The 20,343-nt window shown below is 64.4% G+C and carries 19 protein-coding genes; 8 read left to right on the top strand and 11 right to left on the bottom strand.

Features of this window, described 5'->3' with window-relative positions; genetic code table 11:
- The first annotated feature begins 7 nt into the window (after window positions 1–7).
- A complete protein-coding gene (locus ACMGGN_RS11565; RefSeq protein WP_046785586.1) occupies window positions 8–466 on the top strand; it encodes a metallophosphoesterase family protein in 459 nt (152 codons plus the stop codon).
- 51 nt (window positions 467–517) lie between these two features.
- Here the strand turns inward: ACMGGN_RS11565 and ACMGGN_RS11560 are convergent, their stop codons facing one another.
- From ACMGGN_RS11560 to ACMGGN_RS11535, 6 genes are all read right to left on the bottom strand, one after another.
- Window positions 518–1,435 carry a pyridoxal-phosphate dependent enzyme gene (locus tag ACMGGN_RS11560; RefSeq protein WP_125922874.1) on the bottom strand — a complete coding sequence of 306 codons (918 nt, stop codon included), beginning with the start codon at window positions 1,433–1,435 and terminating at the stop codon, window positions 518–520.
- An 89-nt stretch (window positions 1,436–1,524) separates the two neighbouring features.
- Window positions 1,525–2,751 (bottom strand): MFS transporter, encoded by a 1,227-nt coding sequence (locus ACMGGN_RS11555; RefSeq protein WP_414156787.1) that lies wholly within the window; start codon window positions 2,749–2,751, stop codon window positions 1,525–1,527.
- A 185-nt stretch (window positions 2,752–2,936) separates the two neighbouring features.
- Complete coding sequence (locus ACMGGN_RS11550) at window positions 2,937–4,199, bottom strand: aspartate aminotransferase family protein (protein ID WP_414156786.1); 1,263 nt, start codon at window positions 4,197–4,199, stop codon at window positions 2,937–2,939.
- A gap of 71 nt (window positions 4,200–4,270) precedes the next feature.
- On the bottom strand, window positions 4,271–5,176 hold the full coding sequence (locus tag ACMGGN_RS11545; protein WP_046785582.1) for a LysR family transcriptional regulator: 906 nt from the start codon (window positions 5,174–5,176) through the stop codon (window positions 4,271–4,273).
- 97 nt (window positions 5,177–5,273) lie between these two features.
- Window positions 5,274–5,810: a 2,4'-dihydroxyacetophenone dioxygenase family protein gene (locus ACMGGN_RS11540; RefSeq protein ID WP_046785581.1), complete on the bottom strand. Its 537-nt coding sequence runs from the start codon at window positions 5,808–5,810 to the stop codon at window positions 5,274–5,276.
- Between the two features lie 122 nt (window positions 5,811–5,932).
- The gene (locus tag ACMGGN_RS11535) at window positions 5,933–7,342 is read right to left on the bottom strand and encodes an amino acid permease (protein ID WP_414156785.1); all 1,410 of its coding nucleotides are present in this window, start codon (window positions 7,340–7,342) and stop codon (window positions 5,933–5,935) included.
- A 258-nt stretch (window positions 7,343–7,600) separates the two neighbouring features.
- On the opposite strand from ACMGGN_RS11535, the gene ACMGGN_RS11530 reads away from it, so the two are divergent.
- Window positions 7,601–7,852 carry a hypothetical protein gene (locus ACMGGN_RS11530; RefSeq protein ID WP_115275156.1) on the top strand — a complete coding sequence of 84 codons (252 nt, stop codon included), beginning with the start codon at window positions 7,601–7,603 and terminating at the stop codon, window positions 7,850–7,852.
- A 106-nt stretch (window positions 7,853–7,958) separates the two neighbouring features.
- Here the strand turns inward: ACMGGN_RS11530 and ACMGGN_RS11525 are convergent, their stop codons facing one another.
- Window positions 7,959–8,225, bottom strand: a complete 267-nt coding sequence (locus ACMGGN_RS11525) for a hypothetical protein (RefSeq protein ID WP_346640096.1) — start codon at window positions 8,223–8,225, stop codon at window positions 7,959–7,961.
- Between the two features lie 307 nt (window positions 8,226–8,532).
- On the opposite strand from ACMGGN_RS11525, the gene ACMGGN_RS11520 reads away from it, so the two are divergent.
- A complete protein-coding gene (locus ACMGGN_RS11520) occupies window positions 8,533–9,171 on the top strand; it encodes a TetR family transcriptional regulator (RefSeq protein WP_414156784.1) in 639 nt (212 codons plus the stop codon).
- 16 nt (window positions 9,172–9,187) lie between these two features.
- Here ACMGGN_RS11520 and ACMGGN_RS11515 read toward each other — a convergent pair whose 3' ends face one another.
- From ACMGGN_RS11515 to ACMGGN_RS11500, 4 genes are all read right to left on the bottom strand, one after another.
- Complete coding sequence (locus ACMGGN_RS11515; RefSeq protein WP_414156783.1) at window positions 9,188–12,751, bottom strand: molybdopterin cofactor-binding domain-containing protein; 3,564 nt, start codon at window positions 12,749–12,751, stop codon at window positions 9,188–9,190.
- Between the two features lie 15 nt (window positions 12,752–12,766).
- Entirely contained in the window at window positions 12,767–13,234 is a 468-nt protein-coding gene (locus ACMGGN_RS11510) for a (2Fe-2S)-binding protein (protein WP_046785575.1), read from the bottom strand.
- A 167-nt stretch (window positions 13,235–13,401) separates the two neighbouring features.
- A complete protein-coding gene (locus ACMGGN_RS11505; protein ID WP_174141416.1) occupies window positions 13,402–13,878 on the bottom strand; it encodes a MarR family winged helix-turn-helix transcriptional regulator in 477 nt (158 codons plus the stop codon).
- A 68-nt stretch (window positions 13,879–13,946) separates the two neighbouring features.
- A complete protein-coding gene (locus tag ACMGGN_RS11500; protein ID WP_046785574.1) occupies window positions 13,947–14,999 on the bottom strand; it encodes a 2,5-dihydroxypyridine 5,6-dioxygenase in 1,053 nt (350 codons plus the stop codon).
- Between the two features lie 327 nt (window positions 15,000–15,326).
- Between ACMGGN_RS11500 and ACMGGN_RS11495 the strand changes: the two genes are divergently transcribed.
- The 5 genes from ACMGGN_RS11495 (at window position 15,327) to ACMGGN_RS11475 (ending at window position 20,223) form a co-directional block, all read left to right on the top strand.
- The gene (locus tag ACMGGN_RS11495; protein ID WP_012314029.1) at window positions 15,327–16,475 is read left to right on the top strand and encodes an FAD-dependent monooxygenase; all 1,149 of its coding nucleotides are present in this window, start codon (window positions 15,327–15,329) and stop codon (window positions 16,473–16,475) included.
- Entirely contained in the window at window positions 16,472–17,278 is an 807-nt protein-coding gene (nicD, locus tag ACMGGN_RS11490; RefSeq protein ID WP_414156782.1) for an N-formylmaleamate deformylase, read from the top strand. Before ACMGGN_RS11495 ends, nicD begins: the two co-directional genes overlap by 4 nt.
- A 13-nt stretch (window positions 17,279–17,291) precedes the next feature.
- A complete protein-coding gene (locus ACMGGN_RS11485; RefSeq protein WP_115275151.1) occupies window positions 17,292–18,044 on the top strand; it encodes an Asp/Glu racemase in 753 nt (250 codons plus the stop codon).
- Window positions 18,045–18,058: 14 nt separating this feature from the next.
- Window positions 18,059–18,700 (top strand): N-carbamoylsarcosine amidohydrolase, encoded by a 642-nt coding sequence (locus tag ACMGGN_RS11480; protein ID WP_046785571.1) that lies wholly within the window; start codon window positions 18,059–18,061, stop codon window positions 18,698–18,700.
- A 209-nt stretch (window positions 18,701–18,909) separates the two neighbouring features.
- On the top strand, window positions 18,910–20,223 hold the full coding sequence (locus tag ACMGGN_RS11475) for an MFS transporter (protein ID WP_115275150.1): 1,314 nt from the start codon (window positions 18,910–18,912) through the stop codon (window positions 20,221–20,223).
- Window positions 20,224–20,343: the final 120 nt, after the last annotated feature.

Raw genomic sequence — 20,343 nt, 5'->3', positions numbered from 1 at the left:
GCCATGAATGAAAACTGGCGTCATCTCCGACACCCACGGCTTGCTGCGGCCCGAGGCGCTTGATGCGCTGGCCGGTTGCGAACTGATCGTGCATGCCGGTGATATCGGCAAGCCTGAAATCATTGAGGCACTCCAGGCGTTGGCGCCCGTGCAGGTGGTGCGCGGCAACAACGACCTGACGCTGCCCTGGGCAGCTCGATTGGCCGATCAGCGATACTTCGACATGCAGGGGTGGCAGACACTGCTGGTGCACGACATTGCCGATGTACCGGCCGAACTGGATGAGGCGGTGCGCGTGGTGATCACTGGGCATTCGCACAAGCCATTGATCGACTGGCGGCAAGGGCGCTTGTACCTGAACCCCGGGAGTGCCGGGCCGCGGCGGTTCAAGTTGCCGGTCACGGTGGCGGTCATTGACATCGAGGGCGAGCACCTGGCGCCGCGCATCATTCAATTGCTTGGGTGATGCTCTGCCCTGATCGCTAGCCTGCCGGCGATCAGGGCCGTGAAGGCAACCTCAGGCGACCTGCTTCAACCAGTCCTGAATCTGTTTCAGCGTGGCCGTAGCCCCCCCACAAACGACCACCAGCACATTCTGGTAACCGTCCAGCTTCGCGGCCTCATAAGCCAACGCCAATGCCGCCCCGCAGGCAGGCTCCACCAGCACCCGATGGTCCGCCAGAAACCGTTCGCATGCTTCAAGCGCCGCGCGATCACTGACCAGAACGCTGTGCACCGGGTGCTCCTGCACGCACGCCAGGGCCTGGTCGGCAACACGCTTGGCGCCCAGCGAGGTCGCCACCGATGTGAGGCGCTCCAGCTCTACCGGGTGACCTGCCTGTACCGCCGCGTGCAGCGAGGCCGCCCCGTCGGTTTCCACCGCCAGCACAGGGACATCGTTCCAGCCGTTGCGCCTGAGCCCTTCGACCACGCCACTGAGCAGGCCGCCGCCGCCCACCGACAGCACCACCGCATCGGGCTTGTACCCGGTTGCCGCAACTTCATCCACCAGGCTGGCATGCCCGGCCCACAGCAGCGGGTCATCGAAGGGGTGAATGAAGGCATCGTCCGGCCCGACCAGGGTTTGCGCCAACGCGTTGGCCTCCTGCCACGAGCTGCCATGCACCACCACCTTGGCACCCTCCTGGTGCAACAGTTCCTTGGCGCGTTCGGTGGTGGTCTCAGGCACTACCACCGTGACCGGCACACCCAGCTGGCGCCCGGCGTAGGCTACCGCCAGGCCGGCATTGCCACCGGACGAGGACACGAAGTGGCGGGCGCCCCGGGCATGGTGCACTTCGCAGGCATGGCCCACCCCGCGCAGCTTGAACGAGCCACAGGGCTGAAGCGCGTCGAGCTTCAGCCAGATCGAGCGGCCAGCGGCCAGTGACAGCGGGCGGGATTCGATCAGAGGGGTGTGGATATGCAGGGTCATCGCGTAGCTCCATGCTTCGGGTAGGGGTCAATGGTAACGCGGGATGCCAGGTGTATGTCGTTGAATTCGTGGTGATTGCACCCTGCCTGTCAGCAAGCCTCGGCCACAGCGCTATTGCTGACGCTGCGCCCCAGCACCAGCACCGTGACGAACCCGCAGCCCACCAGCGCCGTGGCCAGACTCAGCAGCACCGAGCTGCCCAACTGGTCGACGATCTGCCCGCCGAAGAACGAGCCCAGCGCGATGATCACCTGGAACATGGCGACGAACAGTGGCATGCCGCGTTCGACATCCTTGGGTGCAACGACAAACATCCAGATGCTGGCACAGGCCGGGAAGGCGCCGAAGGCGAAGCCCCAGAGCGCGATCAGCATCGCCGCGCCAGTCATGCCAGTGGCGAAGTGGGGGAACAGGGCGGTGCTGATGCCGATCATCAACGCGACCAGCAACAGGGTGTGACGCACGCTTTGGTTGGCGGCGAAACCGGCAAAGATATTGCCCATCACCCCGGCCACGCCAAACAGCAGCAACAGCGAACCGATGGTCGGCCCATCGAAACCGGAATTCTGTTTGAAGAAGGGCGCGACGTAGGTGTACGCGGCAAAATGCGCCAGGCCGATCAGCAATACCGCAATCAGGCCCACCCGGGCTTGTGGGTTGATGAACAGCGCCGGCAGGTCACTGATGCGGATGGCCTTGTCCGGGTTGAGCCGCGGCAGCAGCAGGATCTGCGCCAGCAGCACCGGTACGCCTACCAGGGCGGTGACCAGAAAAGTCATGCGCCAGCCCAGCAGGCCACTGAGCCAGGTGCCTACCGGCACGCCCAGCACAGTGGCCAGGGTCACACCGACCATGATGATCGAGGTGGCCTGGGCAACGCCCACCCCCTTGGGTGCCAGGCGGCCGCTCAGGGCAATGGCGGTAGCCCAGAAACCGCCGATGCTGATGCCCAGCAAAACGCGGCCGAACAGCAGCAGGTTGAAGTCGCTGGCGTAGGCCACCACCGCATTGGCAATGATCATGATCAGCGTCAGGCCGATCAGCAGATAGCGCCGGTCCAGTGCACCGATGCCCACCGACAGCAAGGGCGCGGCGAGGGCGGCCATGATGCCGGGCAGGGTGACCATCAGGCCGGCGTGGCCTGCACTTATGCCCAGGTCACTGGCGACATCGTTCAATACGCCTACCGGCAGAAACTCGCTGGTTACCAAAGCGAAGGCACCCACGGCGACCGAGAGTATCGCCAGCCACTGCTGTTTGACGCTTTGCTGACTGTGTTCGGGGAGGCCACTTGGGGCCGGGCTGGTATTTGACATGGTGCGGGGTTCCAGAAGGGGAGTGTCGCCTTGAGCAGGCGCGTGGAGCGGGGAGAATTCGGGGAGGAGTATACGGGGCCTGTCTGCCAGGCCGACAGGCGGGTCTTTCGATAGTGATCATCAGTGCGATTGATAAGGCGCCCATGCAGGCGCCTTTCTGATTGCTTGTGTGCTGCACCCTCACGTCATCGGGTGTTGACGCCACCCTTTGCAAAACGTGGAGCCAGGCGAGCTGCCGCCGCTTCGAACGCGTGCTTCATCTGTTCGACGACTTCATCGCTGTGCTCGAACGACAGGTAGATACGGCCATACGGCGAGGGCATCACCAGCACGCCCTCGGCACGTAGCGCCAGGTGCAGCGCCTGGCTGAACGCGGCGTCGGCGAACGCGGCGGCTTCTTCATAATCGGAGGGCGCGCGTTCGCATGGCCAGATGGCGAACACGTTGCCGTAGCCACTGGTGCTGATGGTGATGCCCTGGGCCTTGAAGATCGCCTGCACGGCGTGGCGCAGCTTCTCGCCACGCTCGATCAGTTGTGGGTAAGCGGCGCTGTCCAGTGTTGCCAGCGTGGCGAGCACCGCTGCGCAGGCCATCGGGTTGCCGCTGAAGGTTCCGCCGCGCAGCACCTTGCCCTCTTCGAAGCCCGCCAGAATGTGCGGTTTGCCGACGATGGCCGATACCGGCACGCCGTTGCCGATGGCTTTGCCGACGCTGGCGATGTCCGGGTCAAGGCCTGCCTGCAAGCTGGCCAGGCCGGCATGCAGGCGAAAGCCCATCAGCACTTCGTCGCTGATCACCAGTGCGCCATGGCGATGAGCCACGGCCTGCACATGCTGCAGGTAACCTGGCGCCGGCATGATGCAGCCGGCATTGGCGAGCATCGGCTCCAGCAGCACGGCAGCGATGTCCTGGTCCTGCGCGAACAACCGCTCCACATCGTCGAAGTCGTTGAAACGCAGCAGTGTGGTACGGCCTGTCGAGGGGCGCTCGCCATTTGCGAACGCGGCTTCGGGCGAGCCGACGTTGCCGAAACTGACATCGTCGAACCAGCCGTCGAAACCGGCTGCCATCTTGGCGATTCGCCCGCGCCCGGTGTAAGCGCGGGCAGCGCGGCAGGCCAGGTGCACGGCCTCGCTGCCGGAGTTGGTGAAGATCACGCGGCTGAGTGCGCCGGTGTGCGCTGCCAGCGCACTGGCAGCAGCATGTTCGCGCACGTGGGCCCAAGAGGGCGATGCGGAGTCGCCCAGGGCCTGGGCCACCTGCGCATTGACGCTGTCATCGGCATGGCCGAGCAGTACGGCGCCGAAGCCCAGTGCGGTATCGATGTAGCGCTGGCCCTGGTCATCCCACAGGTACGGGCCTTTGCCGTTGCGGATGAACAGGGCCTGACCGTCGAGTGCCGGCAGGATACGGGCGGCGCTGGAAACATCGCCTACGAGATTGCGCATGAGTACCTCTGTGTAATGGTGCGCAGCAGGGCTGACGGCGGGTCAGGTTCTGCTGGCAGGATTTCGTCCCCTCAGCGGGTGTTCCACGGGCTGCTGGCGAGCTTCTGTTCGAGAAAGTCGCGGAACACGCGGATTCGCGGGCTGAGGTGTTTGCGATTGGTGTAGATCATGTAGAGCGGTTCGACGCTGTCCTGGGCGTATGCCTGCAGCAGAGGGACCAGGCGGCCCTCCTGGATGTCCTGGCCAATATGAAACTCCGCCAGGCGCACGATGCCGGCGCCGCCCAGCGCCAGGTCGCGCAGCAGGTCGCCCTGGGCGAACGTGGCCTTGGGAACCACCGGTACGGTGATGGCCTGGCCATCGACCACGAACCCCCAGGTGTTCCACACGCTGCTGAAACCAAAGGAAAAACAAGTGTGCTGCAACAGCTGCCCAGGGTGTGCAGGTGTGCCGTGCGCGGCCAGGTAGGCGGGCGATGCACAGAGGATCCAACGGCTCTGGCCGATCTTGCGGGCGATGCGCGAGGAGTCGGGCAGCACGCCACTGTGGATCGCCACGTCCAGCCCTTGGTCGAACTGGTCGCTGAACTGCGCGCCAACCTGGATATCCACGGTCAGCCCCGGGTAGGCGGCAAGGAACTCCGGCAGCCAGGGGATGATCTGGTGCTTGGCGAAGGTGGTCATGGTGTGGACCCGCAACGTGCCACTGACGCGGGTGGGAAAGGCTTCGGCCAGCGAGTCGGCTTCGGCCATGGCATTGCTGACTGCCCGGGCGCTGACCAGGTAGGCGGCACCTTCCTCGGTCAGCGTCAGGCTGCGGGTGCCACGCTGAAACAGGCGCACCTGCAGGCGGTCTTCCAGGCGCGAGATCAGCTTGCTGATGGCCGACGGGGTCATGCCGCAAGCACGCGCCGCAGCAGAAAAGTTGCCGTGTTCGGCAGCGCCGAGGAAGGCCAGCAGTTGTGAGTAGTTGTCCATGTTCTGCCTCCGGTGATCAGCAGAATGCTGGCAGCGCCGCGTCGGGGTGGCAACCCGCGTGCATCGGGATACGCGGGTCGGGTGGCGTGGTGGCCGTTCAGCGAATGAACTGCTCGATGTAATCGTCCGGCAGGCCGAGCGCCTTGTAGTGGGCGCGGGCGGCCTCAAGCTTGGTGAACACGTCCTCGTACCCCACGGCGACCCCTTGTGGGTCGACATAGGTGTAACCGCCTTGCACGTGGAACCAGGTGATCATCTCTTCGACGTCCTGCGGCACGAACAGGGTGTGCGTTTCGCCTGGTGGCTCGAAGGCGAACGAGCCTTCCTCGGCGACCCAGTCGTGCTCCAGGTAGTACCAGCGGCCCTTGAGCACCAGTGCGTGCACGCCGCCGGTGTGGCGGTGACGCGACAGCACACCGCTCTGGCGCACCCGCAGCAGGTTGATGTAATAGCCGCCAGAGACGCTCAGCAGCAAGGGCTTGAACGATACCGAAGCGGTCACCGGGACCCACAGTTGGTCGTCTTCGAGCCACTTGCCGAGTACACCGGGGTGGACCATGTCGGGGGACATGAACGGTACTTGCGGCAGTTGATAGGGGATGGCCAGTTCGTCGGGTTTGGGGGCAATGCTCATGAGGGCTTCCACAGTTGAGTTTCTTGAATCCCCGGCCCGTTCAGGGCCGGGGTTGCAGGCAGCTTAGGGATGCGCTGCAGGGCGAAAAAGGGCTTGCTCGGCACAGCTGCTGTGACGCGGGGTCACGGCTGGCAGGCCTCGAACTGCAAGGCGCTGCGCTGGGCCGACAGCGCCGGCTGGCGCTTTTGCAGGTAGACGCCGATGGCCACCAGCACGGCCGTCAGCCCCAGGGTGCTGAGCAACTCGGCCCGCTGGCCGGGGAACGCCGCCATGATGGCGAACACGCTGACGATCAAGGCGATGGTGAACAGGGTCAGCCAAGGGAACAGCCACATGCGCACCGCCAGTGGCCTGCCCAGGGCAACCAGCTTGCGGCGCATGCACAGTTGGGTGATGGCGATCACCAGGTACATCAGCAGGGCCAGTGCACCGCTGGTGGCCAGCAGGAACTGGAACACCTGGGCCGGCAGCAGATAGTTGGCGGCCAGCGCCGCCAGTGCGGCCGCCGAGGTCAGGGCCACAGCCAGTAGCGGCACGCCCTGGGCGGTGGTGCGGGAAACAGCGTCGGGCGCATCGCCGCGGCGCGCCAGTGAATAGACCATTCGCGACGCCGTGTAGATGGCCGAGTTCAGGCAGCTGGTGACGGAAACCAGCACCACGATGCTCATGATGCCCGGCGCCCAAGGGATGTTCATCGCGTTCAGCACCGCCTGGTACGAGCCCTGGGCCAGGCCCGGGGCGTTCCACGGGATCAGGCACACCACCACGAACATCGAGCCGAGGTAGAACAGGCCCAGGCGCCACACCACGGCCCGGATGGCCTTTTTGATGTTGGCTTTGGGGTCGGGTGATTCGGCGGCGGCGATGGTCACCACCTCGCTGCCCTGGAAGCTGAACATCGCGGTCAGCAGCGCAGCGACGATGGCCACGTTGCCGTTGGGGGCGAAGCCGCCGTTGGCGTACAGGTTGCTGATGCCGCTGGTGGCCGAGCCGGGCATCAGGCCCAGGATCGCCAGCACGCCGAGCCCGATGAAGCTGACGATCGACACTACCTTGAACAACGACAGCCAGTACTCCAGCGTACCGAACGAACCGACACTGAGGCTGTTGCACAAGACCAGTACCAAGGTCATGGCAAAGGCGGTGAGCCAGTGCGGCAAGCCCAGCCAGTCACCCAGGATGTTGCCGGCAACGATGGCCTCGATGGCGATCACCAGCACGTAGAACCACCAGTACAGCCAGCCAATCGAAAACCCGGCCCAGCGCCCGATGGCCTGGTCGGCGTAGGAGGAAAACGAGCCGGTGTCTGGCCGCGCCGTGGCCATCTCGCCGAGCATCTGCATGACCAGCACCACGATCGCTGCGGCAATCAGGTACGCCACCAGTACCGCCGGCCCGGCGGTGACGATGGCGTTGCTGGAGCCCACGAACAGGCCGGCGCCAATTACCCCGCCGATCGAGATCATCGTGACCTGCCTGCCTTTCAAGCCCGTCCCCAGCTTGTTGTTTGTATTGCCTTGATCGCCACGCATCGGCTTGCACCTCGGTTGCTCGCTTGTTGTTGTCATGGGCCGTCTGCGCAACGGCCGTGCAGGGTCACCTTAAGCGGCAAACGTGTGTGGGATTAGCCGGCCAGGCGTCACACCGGGTGTGAACACAGTTCATAGTTGAGCAGGGCAATACCCGGCAGGCAGGGCATGGCCACGCAGTCGGTCCGATATAACCCTGTTGCCGGATGGGAAGGCGCACACTCGAAACAGCCCAGGACTTCTGGGCGTTGAGAGGTGCGTATGACCACTGGCAAGCGCTTCACGGATAACGATGCCCCAGGTGCCAAACCCCATGAGGACGCAGACTGGCCAACCGGGGAAGACGACGAGGACAGTGAGCAGGACGAGCGCTCCAAAGCACAGGCTTCTGATGACCATAGGGATGAGAAGGCGCGCACGGAAGGCGAAAGAGGTTCGGGTCGGCCGGACCCGTCCAGGGCTTCTGAGGCTGAACGGTACAGCTATCAGCCTTGGCAAAAAATCAAGCCGTGATGGCCCCGGCCCAGGGTCAGGCGCCCTGGGCCTCTGTATACCCGATGGGTTCACACCGGTGCATCAGCGCCTGCCTGCTCGAGCAAGCCACTGGTCTGCAGGTGTCTCAGTGCTTGTCGGTGAAGTGGTGAGGGTAAAGCACCCGGTCAAGTTCCAGCTTTTCAGCATCCCCCACGCGCTTGCGTACTTCAGCGTAGAACTGCTGGCTCTGGTTCTGGAACCTGATGTAATCGCGGCTACAGGCCTTGAGCGCTGAGCTGAGCTGCTCGCCGGTCAGCCCCTGTGCGTGCTTTTGCGAGGCAAGATAAGCCTGCCAGCTGTTTTCCACCTGCTGCAGCCCCTGAGCGAGCGCTGTTGTCTCGATTGTCGCCATTGCTGCACCCTCTTTGAGCCGTTAACGGCCCGTCGGTGTGGATCGCCCGAGCGACGATGGACCTGCGATGCTTTGCCGGGCACTGGTGTGGCCTCGGAAACCCGAGCTTAGCCTGTTTTCACGAGGGCGCCTGCACCGTGCGCCAAACGGCGGCGGGCGCACGCGGCACGTAGGCGAGCAGCCGGCATCGTGATGATGCGTCCGGGCGCAGTGCTGTCGATGGTTGGCGCTGCACCTGAAAAAGCCGCGCAAAGGCCCAACGTCTGTGGCAGTGTTAGGCATCTGGCCAGCCCTACAGTGGTTCCACATGCAAACTCGCAAAACCGGTGTTCGCGCCCAGCAGGCAGACCGCACCAGGCACAACATTCTTCAGGCGGCGGTGAAGGTCTTCAGCAAGGAAGGCTTCACTGGCGGGCGCATCGAGCAGATCTCCTCACTGGCAAACTCCAATGACCGGATGATCTACTACTACTTCGGCAACAAGGAAAAGCTGTTCATCAGCGTGCTGGAGCACATCTACGCAAGCTTCAACCAAGCTGAAGCCAAGCTGCGACTGGACCTTTCCGACCCCGAGGCGGCACTGCGCGAGCTGGTGGCGTTCATCTGGGACTACTACGTGCGCCATCCCGAATTCGTCACCCTTCTGGCCACGGAGAACCTCCATCAGGGCAAGCACGTCAGGCAGTCGCAAAACCTGAAGGGGCTGTCCGGCGAGGCGGTCGGCGTACTGCGGCCGATCGTCGAGGCGGGCCAGGCCAAGGGCGTGTTCCGCACGGATATCGACATCAGGCACACCTACCTGATGATTGCCTCGCTCTGCTATTTCTATAACTCCAACCGCTACACGCTCAGTTCGTTTCTTGGCGTGGACCTGGCCGATAAACAGGCCAAGTCCGACTGGCTGGCGTTCATCAGCGACCTGGCCTTGCGCGGGCTGCGCTGCTGACGGGCAAGCGCACGGGTCAATGGCTGCCGGGGTTGGCGCGCACCTGAGCGCTCTTGGCCACCAGCCCCTCCCAGGCCGGCTTTTGGGCCGCGAAGCGCTGGCGCAGGTAAGCGGCAAGGTCCGCCACCTGGCGGTTCGACAAACTGTCCTTGAACCCTGGCATGTAGCCCAGCTCACGTGTCGCCGGCGCCGGTATGCCGTGCAGTATCACGCGCAGCAGGTTGTCCGGCAGGTCGCTGTGAACATTGCTGTTCACAGCCATGGACGGGCTGACCCCGAACAGCTTCGGCCCCAGCCCGTCGCTGTGGCAGGCCATGCACGCGCCCTTGAACACCCGCTCGCCATTGCTCAGGGACACCTGGGTGTCGACTTGCGCTGGCGCCTTGGCTGCGACCGCTTGCGGCGTGCCGTCCAGTGAGGCCAGGTAATGGGCAATGGCGCGTACATCGCTTTGCGGCAAAGTCGCCAGTTCGCTGACCACCGGCCCCATGGGGCCGGCAGCCACGCCATGCTTGTCGGAAAAACCGGTGCTCAGGTAGGTGAACAGTTCATTCTCGCTCCAGGGTGTCGATGACTTGCCCAGGGCATTGAGTGCAGGCGCTTCCCAGCCATCGACCATGCCGCCGGCAAGGTAGCTGTTGCCGCTTTTCTCCGCGCCCATCAGGTTGCGTGGCGAGTGGCACGCCGCGCAGTGGCCGAGCCCGTCGACCAGGTAGGCGCCGCGGTTCCATTGCTCGCTGCGCTGCGGGTCGGGCTGGTATTCGCCGCGCTTGAGAAACAGCGCGTTCCAGCCGGCCATCAGGGGGCGCTGGTTGAACGGGAAGCGCATCTGATTGGCCGAGGGCGCCTGGTATACAGGCGTTTGCGACATCAGGTAGGCGTACAGGGCCTGCATGTCGGCGTCAGTGATGTTGCGAAATGAGGTGTAGGGGAAGGCCGGGTACAGGTGCCGGCCGTCGCGGCTGATGCCTTCGCGCATGGCCCGCTCGAAGGCGGCGAACGACCACCGGCCGATACCGGTATCCGGATCGGGAGTGATATTGGTGCTGTAGAGCGTACCGAACGGAGTCTCCATCGCCAGGCCACCGACATTGACCTTGCCGCCTTGTACCGTATGGCAGACAGCACAGTCGCCGGCAGCAGCCACTTGGCGCCCGCGCTCGAGCATCGAGGCCGACCAGCTGCCAGCAGCAGGTGGTGTCACCGGGGCGATTTCAGCGCGCCAGGGCAGGGCGGTAGCGGCCATGCCCAACGCGGCGCCGAACACTCCGGCGATCGAGCCGAACCACCATTTCGAGCGCTTCGGCGCGGGCTGTGCCGGCGCCGGCCCGTCGGAGCCCTGGCCATCGCCACTCAGTGCCTCGCGCACCCGCTCAGCCGTGATCGGCAGCTCGCGGAAACGAATGCCGGTGGCATCGAACACGGCGTTGGCGATGGCTGCTGCACTGGGTACCGAGGCTGATTCACCGCTGCCCATCGGCGGCTCGTGTTGGCGCGGCAGCATCATTACATCGATGGCCGGCACCTCGGGGAATGTCAGGATCGGGTATCCGCCCCATTCCTTGCTCGCCACCGTCGATTCTTCGAAGCTCACCTGCTCCTTGAGCACGCGGCTGGTGGACTGAATCACATTGCCGTGTATCTGGTGCCGCACCCCGTCGGGGTTGACCATCATGCCGGCGTCATGGCCGATGACCACACGTGTCACGGCGACCTCGCCGGTGCGCCGGTCCACTGCAACATCGGCGACCCAGGCCGCCCACGCAGCCCCGAAGCCCGGGAACTTGCTGTGGATGTAGCGTGCATAGGCGAAACCGCGTCCGCGCAACACATCACCTTTGGCGGGTGTCTGCATGGGCTCGGTGCGCGGCTGCCAGCCGGCGCGCTCGGCCGTGGCTTTGACCAGGTCGATGGCGCGCGGATCGCTGAGGTGCTTGAGGCGGTACTCGACCGGGTCGACGCCTGCTGCAAAGGCCAGTTCGTCGATGTAGGACTCATGGGCGAAGCTGTTGGGCATGGCCGACACACCACGCATCCACGAGGCGCGCACCAAGGGCGTCATGTCATTGATGGTGACGCGCATGTGTTCGTAGTCATAGGGTGGGATGGAGGTGCGGTCGCCCATTTCGAACAGTGCCGGTACCGGCTCCACGGCGCCTGTGAGCAGCAGGGCGAGTGTAGGTGCACCGTTGGAGGGGTAGCTGGTCTGGAAGTCGTAGGCGGCGACCGTGCCGTCGGCATTCAGGCCGCCATCGATTTCCATCAGTTGCGCGGTACCCTTGGGTTCCCAGGCATGCTCCTGCTCGCGGGTCAGCTGCACCCGCACCGGGCGGCCGACTGCACGCGACAGCAGCACTGCATCGGCGCAGACGTCGTCCGCGCAGTTTCGGCCATAGCAGCCGGCCGCTTCCATGCGTATGATCTCGATGCGTTGTTCGGCACAGTCCAGCAGCCAGGCCAAGTCTGCGCGCAGCAGGTGCGGGTTCTGGGTGCCCGACCAGACGCGGATCTGCCCGTCGGTGTAGTCGGCGAGCGCGCAGGAGGGGCCAATCGAGCCATGCAACTGGTAGGGCCAGAGATAGCTGCGGCTCAGGCGCTGGCTGGCGTTGGCGATGCCGGCGTCGACATCGCCCTGGTCCAGCACGGTGCGTTGCACACGGGGGTTGTCGCGGATTGCTTGAGCGACATCGCTGAGGTCGGGCAATTTGCCGGTGAGCGGCTTCCAGCTGAGCTTCAAGTCGTGGGCGGCGCGGATCGCCTGCTCCTCACGCTCGGCAACCACACCGACGAAGTCACGGATGACCACCACCGCGACCACCCCCGGCACATGGGCAATAGACGATTCGTCCACTGCCAGCAGGCTGTTGCCGACGAACTCGCCACTGTCGTGGCCTGCATAGGGCGGGCGGATCACCCGGCCATGCAGCATGTCGGGCAGGCGCATGTCGTGGACGTAGGTCAGCTCGCCGGTCGCCTTGCCAGGGATGTCCACCCGTGCCGCGCTGCGACCCACCAGGCGGTAATCCTCGATGGCCTTGAGCGGCGCATCGTCGGCAATGTGCAGTTGATGGCGCTGCCCGCCGACCAGGTCGGCAAAGCTCAGGGTGCGGCCATCTTCGGTAATCAGCATGCCGGCCTCCATGCGCAACGCCTGCACCGGGCAGCCCAGGCGCAGGCTGGCCTGTTCCAGCAGGAAGCGCCGCGCCGTTGCTGCGGCCTTGCGCAGCGGCACGGCGGAAATCTGCAGGGTCGCGCTGGCGATGGTGGCGCCCTGGTTCGGCGCCCGCTCGGTATCACCCAGCACCATGTGCACCTGGTCCATGCGCAGGTCGAGTTCTTCGGCAACGATCTGAGCCAGCGAAGTGCGGATGCCGGTGCCCAGGTCAACGTGGCCATTGAAGGCGTAGACCATGCCGTCATCGCTTACGGCAAGAAACAGCGCCAGCTCACGCGCCTTGACCGTGGGTGTCACACCCTTGGCCACAGGGCCCGAGGGCGGCGTGATCTGGTCGACGATCAGCAGAACGCCGGTTTTGCTCATGAGCTGGTCGCGGGTGGGAACGTGTTGGGAGTGGTTCATGTTCTGCTCCGGGTCTCAGGCCTGGCGGCCGGCAGCGCGGCGCACTGCGCGCAGGATTTCGACATGGGTGCCACAACGGCACAGGTTGCCTGACAGTTCGTTGCGGATCTGTTCGTCACTGGCGTCGGGGATGCGGTCGAGCAGGGCCTTGGCGGTCATGATCATGCCGTTCATGCAGTAGCCGCACTGGGCGGCCTGCTCATCGATGAACGCCTGTTGCACCGGGTGTGGCGCGGCCTTGCTGCCCAGGCCTTCGAGGGTGGTGATGTCGCGGTTGGCGGCGCCGGACAGCGGGATCACGCAGGCGCGTGCGGCCACGCCGTCGATGATCACCGTGCACGCCCCGCACTCGCCCAGGCCGCAGCCGTACTTGGGGCCGTTCAGGCGCAGGTCGTTGCGCAGGACCAGGAGCAAGGGCGTGTCGGCCATGGCGCTGACTTCGACATCCTGGCCGTTGACCCGCAGGGGGAGGGTGATTTGCATGGTTGGCTCATCTCTGGAAGTTTGCATGCCGTTCAAAAGCGAGTACCTGCGCTACCAAACCACTCAAGTGGTGCGCTTGTTTAGGTAAGTACTCACTACATGAAATGTTCAGGCAAGAAGCAGGCCAGGGACGATTCCGTAGGGGTTGCTCGGGGTATTGGGCGCGCTCAGCCCGCCTGATCGTCCCCGTCGATCATCTTGCGCAGCAGAAACAGGATCGCCACCCGCTCTGCGGCGTTCAGGCAGCCCATGCTCAGTTCACTGATTTGCCGGGCGCAGGGGATCATCGCATCGAGCAAGGCTGCGCCACTGTCGGTGAGCCCGACAATGACCTTGCGCCGGTCATCCGGGTCTGGTGACAGCTCGATCAGCCCGCGTGCCTTGAGGCGTTCGACAATGCCGCGGATGGTCGCCTGATCGACGGCGGTGGCCTTGATCAGTTCGGCTTGGGAGCTGGGGCCGTGGTCGCGCAGGGCGCACAGGGTGACGAACTGGATCGAGGTCAACTGCGGGTCGCACGCCTGTTGCTGGAAAATCGCGGTGTGCCGTTGGTAGGCCTTGCGTAAAAGGTGGCCGACCTGTTCGGTCACGTCGTAGGGGGTAGTGTCGGGTGCAGCGGGAGCGGGGGTGTTTTTATTCGACATGGGTTGGCTTGGGCTGTGTGGGTTGGCTGGCCGGCCCCCCGGAACGGGGCGCCGGGCCAGTATAACCACTATCGCGCCTTGGACTCCTCAGGCGCGACCACATCACCGGCCAGCACCACGGCCTGGTCATCCAGGTAGATATCGCAGTTGCGCAGCGGAATATCCAGATGGCAGGGGGTCTTGCGCTTGCCCCCGACTTCGGTGTTGGGGCCGGTGGAGAACAGGAAGTTGCCATAGAACGCGCGGGCATCCATGCACATGCCGTCGTTGCGGTCGTGCAGCCCCATGGCGGTCCACTGGGCACGCGGCTGCAGGCCCCAGCCGATATGGGAGATGCCGTAGACCTCGGGGTCGTTGAAGTACTTCATGTAGTCGCGCAGGTACTCGGCCTCGAAGCCGCCATGGATGCCGGTAATGAAGCCTTTCTCGATCTCCAGGGTGATGCGCTCGCGGCAGTAGTTCTTGAACGGCAGGATGATGTCGCCAACATCCAGTACCAGCGTGCCTTCGGCGCTGTCCTCGTTCGGCCAGGTGAACAAAAAGCCGCTTGGCCAGTGGTCCCAGCGGCCGGGCTCGTCGGCATAGCCGTATTCGGTAACGGCCGGGTATTGGCCCAGTGGGGCGTGGAAATCACTGCCGGCCCTGGAACGCACCTGCATCGTGCGGGCTTGCTTGAGCTGGGTTTCGGCGGCCAGCACGCGGCGCTTGTCGTCTTCGCTGGGCAGCATGCGCGCCAGGACTTCCGGGGGTTCGACCGCCAGCAGTATGCGCGTTCCGGTCTTCAGGATCTGCTCCTGCTCGGGTGAGTGCAGCAGCATCATGGTGTCGACGACCAGGTCGGCGGCTTCCAGCGCCCGCTGGGCTGCCAGGTTGCCGGTCAGGGCGGTGTCGCCGCAGTAGGCGGTCATGTCGTTGCCCATGGCCGTGGGGTGGTTGAACGCGGGCAATTCCACGGCGTAGACCTTCGCCTTGAGCCGCTGCGCCGCTTCCATCGCGGCACTGACCGTACGCGGGTCGGAGTAGTGGCTCTTGAGCACGGCGACGCTCTGCGTTTCGTCCACCCGGGACAGTTTGAGTACGTGTTCGAACATCTGGGTCAGTTCTGCGTTGCTAACCGGCATCAGCTTTCTCCTGGCAGGCCTCGATGAAACCGAAATGCCGCACCGCAGTGGTGCGGGGCGCTTTATCTCGGTGCGAATTAATAGTGTGTACGCCCTATATGCATTGATGAAAGCGTATCCGGCCTGCAAGCGCAAGTGGTGCGTTGAAACGTTACGAATCCACACATAGCCTAGATAATGCGGTGACATCTAGCCGACTTGCCGATTTCGATCACCCGTTTGAATTTTTTTGAATATTCCCCTTCCCAATAAAAAAATACAGCGTATACACTCTAATTCGTCAGGCGGTTCGGCTGACCACATCACAGAACAAGAGGGGACATACCTATGCGGGGCAGGCAGAAAATCGCAATCGTCGGTGCAGGATTGGGCGGGGCAGCCGCCGCCACTTTGTTGCAGCAGGCCGGCTTTGAGGTCGACGTGTACGAGCAGGCACCGGAGTTCACCCGCCTTGGCGCGGGTATTCACATCGGCCCTAACGTGATGAAGATATTCCGCCGCATGGGGTTGGAGCAGAAGCTGGAGCTGATGGGGTCGCACCCGGATTTCTGGTTCAGCCGCGACGGCAACACCGGTGACTACCTGGCGCGCATCCCGCTGGGTGATTACGCCCGCCGTGAATACGGTGCCTCGTACATCACCATTCACCGTGGCGACCTGCACGCCCTGCAGATCGATGCGATCAAGCCGGGCACCGTGCACTTCGGCAAGCGGCTGGAGAAGATCCTGGACGACGGCGATCAGGTACGCCTGGACTTCGCCGACGGCACCCACACCGTGGCCGACATCGTCATCGGTGCCGACGGCATCCATTCGCGCATCCGTGAAGCGCTGCTGGGTGTCGAGGCGCCGATCTACAGCGGCTGGGTGGCTCACCGCGCACTGATCCGCGGCGAGCATCTGGCGCAACATGCCGACGTGTTCGAGGACTGCGTGAAATGGTGGACCGAAGACCGCCACATGATGGTCTATTACACCACCGGCAAGCGCGACGAGTACTACTTCGTCACCGGCGTCCCGCACGAAGCGTGGGACTTCCAGGGCCCGTTCGTGGACAGCAGCCAGGAAGAAATGCGTGCTGCGTTCCAGGGCTACCACCCCACGGTGCAAAAGCTGATCGACGCCACCGAATCGATCACCAAGTGGCCGTTGCGCAACCGCAACCCGCTGCCGCTGTGGAGCCGTGGCCGCCTGGTGCTGCTGGGGGATGCCTGCCACCCGATGAAGCCGCACATGGCGCAAGGCGCGTGCATGGCCATCGAGGATGCGGCGATGCTCACCCGTTGCCTGGAAGAGACCGGGCTGTCCGACCACCGCACCGCCTTCGCTCTGTACGAGGCTAACCGCAAGGAACGCGCTTCGCGGGTGCAGGCGGTCTCCAACGCCAACACCTTCCTCTACACCCAGGAAGACCCGGCATGGGTCTATGGCTACGACCTCTACGGCCAGGCGCTCAAGAGCGGGGAGGCAGCATGAGCACCTTCGTCGCCGGCGGCAACGTCAACGCCAACGGCATCCGTCAGCATTACCTGCGTTACGGCGGCAAGGGCCCTGCACTGATCCTGGTGCCGGGCATCACCAGCCCGGCGATCACCTGGGGCTTCGTCGCCGAGCGCCTTGGGCAGCAGTTCGACACCTATGTGCTGGATGTACGCGGCCGCGGCCTGTCCGCGAGCGGGCCTGCACTGGACTATGGCACCGATGCCTGCGCTGCGGACATTCCGGCGTTCGCAGTGGCGCTGGGCCTGGCCAGCTATCACCTGGTCGGCCATTCGATGGGCGCGCGTTTCGCCATCCGCGCCGCCGCGCAAGGGGCGCCCGGGCTGCAGCGCCTGGTGCTGGTCGACCCGCCGGTATCCGGGCCGGGTCGGCGCGAATACCCGAGCAAGCTGCCGTGGTACGTCGACTCTATCCGGCAGGCCTGCAGTGGCATGAGCGGTGACGACATGCGCGCCTTCTGTGCAACCTGGACCGACGAGCAGCTGGCGCTGCGCGCCGAGTGGCTGCACACCTGCCACGAGCCTGCGATCGTGCGTGCCTTCAACGATTTCCACCAGGTGGACATCCACCAGGACTTGCCCCACGTGCGCCAACCGGCATTGCTGATGGTGGCGGGGCGAGGCGGGGTGATCCAGCCCCAGGACATCGCCGAGATCCGTGAGCTCAAGCCGGACATCCAGGTCGCTCACGTCGACAACGCCGGCCACATGATTCCCTGGGATGACCTCGAAGGCTTCTTTGCCGCCTTCGGTGATTTCCTGGGCCACCCCCTTGTCTGAAGGAGCACGCGACATGACCAAGCCCTACCGTATCGGCCAGATCGTGCCGAGTTCGAACACCACCATGGAAACCGAGATCCCGGCGATGCTCCTGGCCCGCCAGGCGATCCGCCCGGAGCGCTTCACCTTCCACTCCAGCCGCATGCGCATGAAGCAGGTGAAGAAGGAAGAACTGGCGGCGATGGACGGCGAGTCCGACCGCTGCGCAGTGGAACTGTCAGACGCCAAGGTGGACGTGCTCGGCTATGCCTGCCTGGTGGCGATCATGGCCATGGGGCTGGGGTACCACCGCCAGTCAGAGAAGCGGTTGCAAAAAGCCACTGCCGACAACGACGCACTGGCGCCGGTCATCACCAGTGCCGGTGCGCTGGTGGAAGCCCTGCACGTGATGAAGGCCAAGCGCATCGCCATCGTCGCGCCCTACATGAAGCCGTTGACCGAACTGGTGGTCAACTACATCCGTGAGGAAGGCTTCGAGGTGCAGGACTGGCGCGCGCTGGAAATCCCCGACAACCTCGCCGTGGCCCGTCACGACCCGGCCAACCTGCCGGGCATCGTCGCCGGCATGAACCTTGAGGGCGTCGATGTGGTGGTGCTTTCAGCCTGCGTGCAGATGCAGTCGCTGCCGGCAGTCGCCAAGGTCGAGGCGCAAACCGGCAAACCGGTGGTCACCGCTGCCATCGCCACCACCTACGCCATGCTCAAGGCGCTGGACCTGGAACCGGTGGTTCCGGGCGCTGGCGCCTTGCTGTCGGGCGCCTACTGAATCGGGAGACGAACATGAGCGACGCACAAAGCGCCAGCGACAACTACCAGGGCGTATGGGGTCAGCGTATCGGCTTCGGGCGCAAGGCAGCCCTGCTGATGATCGACTTCATGCAGGGCTACACCACCCCCGGTGCGCCGCTCTACGCCCCCGGCGTGGTGACGGCGGTCGAGCAGGCTGCCGTGCTGCTGGCATTGGCCCGGGACTGCGGTACGCTGGTGGTCCATACCAATATCCGCTACCAGGCCCCGCATTTTGCCGACGGCGGCGTGTGGGTACGCAAGGCGCCGGTAATGAAGGACATGGTCGAAGGCAACCCGCTGGCGGCGTTCTGCGAGGCCGTCGTGCCACGGGCTGATGAGCCGGTGCTCACCAAGCAGTACGCCAGCGCGTTCTTCGGCACCAGCCTGGCACCGCTGCTGCATGCACAAGGGATCGACACCGTGGTGCTGGCCGGCTGCTCCACCAGTGGCTGCATCCGCGCCAGTGCGGTGGATGCGCTGCAGCACGGCTTGCGAACCATCGTGGTGCGTGAGTGCGTCGGTGATCGCCACCCCGCGCCGCACGAAGCAAACCTGTTCGACATCGACAGTAAGTACGGCGATGTCGTCAGCCTGCAGGAAGCCATGGCGCAACTCCAGCGCCTGGCCAGCTGAAACCGCACACCTTGCACCCATAACAATCAAGTAACGGCGCGGGAAGCCCGTTGCATGACCGTCCGCTGTGCGGGCGGCCACCCCGCAGGAGCACCCGGGGTCTTGTGACGCCATCCTCAAACGCCGCGTATAGTGCGCGGCGCGCCCGGAGCGTCGAAAACTGCTGGCCTGAAAACAAAACCACAAAGTCACCCGCCAGGAGACAGGAAATGCCAATTGCGAATGCAACAGCGGTCCACAGCGACATCGACCAATCGACTCAAGCGCTTTACCGCAGGATCACCTGGAGGCTCATACCGTTCCTGTGCTTCTGCTACCTTGCGGCCTACCTGGACCGCATCAACGTCGGCTTCGCCAAGCTGCAGATGCTCGAAGACCTGCAGTTCAGCACCGCAGCCTATGGCTTGGGGGCGGGCCTGTTCTTCGTCGGCTACATCATCTTCGAGGTGCCAAGCAACCTGGTCCTGCAGCGCGTCGGTGCCAAGCTGTGGATCGCCCGCATCATGATCACCTGGGGCCTGCTCTCGGCCTGCACCATGTTCGTCACCACCACCACGCAGTTCTACGTCCTGCGCTTTCTGCTTGGGGCGGCCGAAGCGGGCTTCCTGCCGGGGGTGCTGTTCTACCTGACCATGTGGTACCCGACCTATCGGCGCGGGCGCATCATCGCGCTGTTCATGATCGGGCTGCCGCTGTCGAGTGTGATCGGCGGGCCGATCTCGGGCTGGATCATGGGTCACTTCGACCAGGTGCATGGCCTGCAGGGCTGGCAATGGCTGTTCCTGCTGGAGGCGATCCCCAGTGTGCTGCTGGGTGTCCTGACGTTCTGGGCATTGCCGAACAACTTCCAGCAGGCCAAGTGGCTGTCCGCAGACGACAAGGCACAACTGGCCGCCGACCTTGCCGCCGACGATGCCGAAGGCAAGGGCAGCAAGCACAGCTTCCGCGACGGTTTCTTCAACCTGAAAGTGTGGATGCTCGGTGGCATCGATTTCTCGATCCTGCTGAGCGCCTACGCCATGGGCTTCTGGATGCCCACCTTCATCCGCGACGCCGGTGTCAGCGATACCTTCCATATCGGCCTGCTCACGGCGATCCCGAGCCTGGCGGCATTGCTTGGCATGTTGATGATCGGTGCCAGTTCCGACCGTCATCGCGAACGCCGCTGGCACATCATCGTGCCCTTCATCATCGGTGCAATTGCCATGGCCAGCAGCACCCTGTTCAGCCAGAACCTGGTGATGACCGTGCTGCTGTTCGCCATCGCCTCGGCAGCCATCATCGGTGCGGTGCCGGTGTTCTTCAGCCTGCCGGCGACCTTCCTCAAAGGCACCGCTGCGGCGACCGGTTTCGCCCTGGCGTGTTCGCTGGCCAACATCGCGGGGCTGGTGAGCAACTCGCTGATGGGGATGGTCACCGACCTGACCGGCACCTCCCATGCGGCGCTGTGGGTGTTCGCCCTCTGCTTGCTGCTCAGCTGCTTCCTGGTCATCGCCTTGCCGGCCAAGCTGGTCAACCGATAACGGCCTGACCCTTCGCGTCACGGCAGTGCAAGCGGGCCAGCCAGCCCGCTTGAAGACCCTTCCAAAAACACTCCGCGCGGGTGGCCTCAAGGCCACTGCGGCGGGGAGCTGTTGCCCGAA

Source organism: Pseudomonas sp. BNK-30, assembly GCF_047456185.1.
GTDB classification, from domain to species: domain Bacteria; phylum Pseudomonadota; class Gammaproteobacteria; order Pseudomonadales; family Pseudomonadaceae; genus Aquipseudomonas; species Aquipseudomonas putida_E.
Note: the sequence above shows the minus strand (reverse complement) of the source record. Positions and strands in the feature narration are given on the sequence as shown.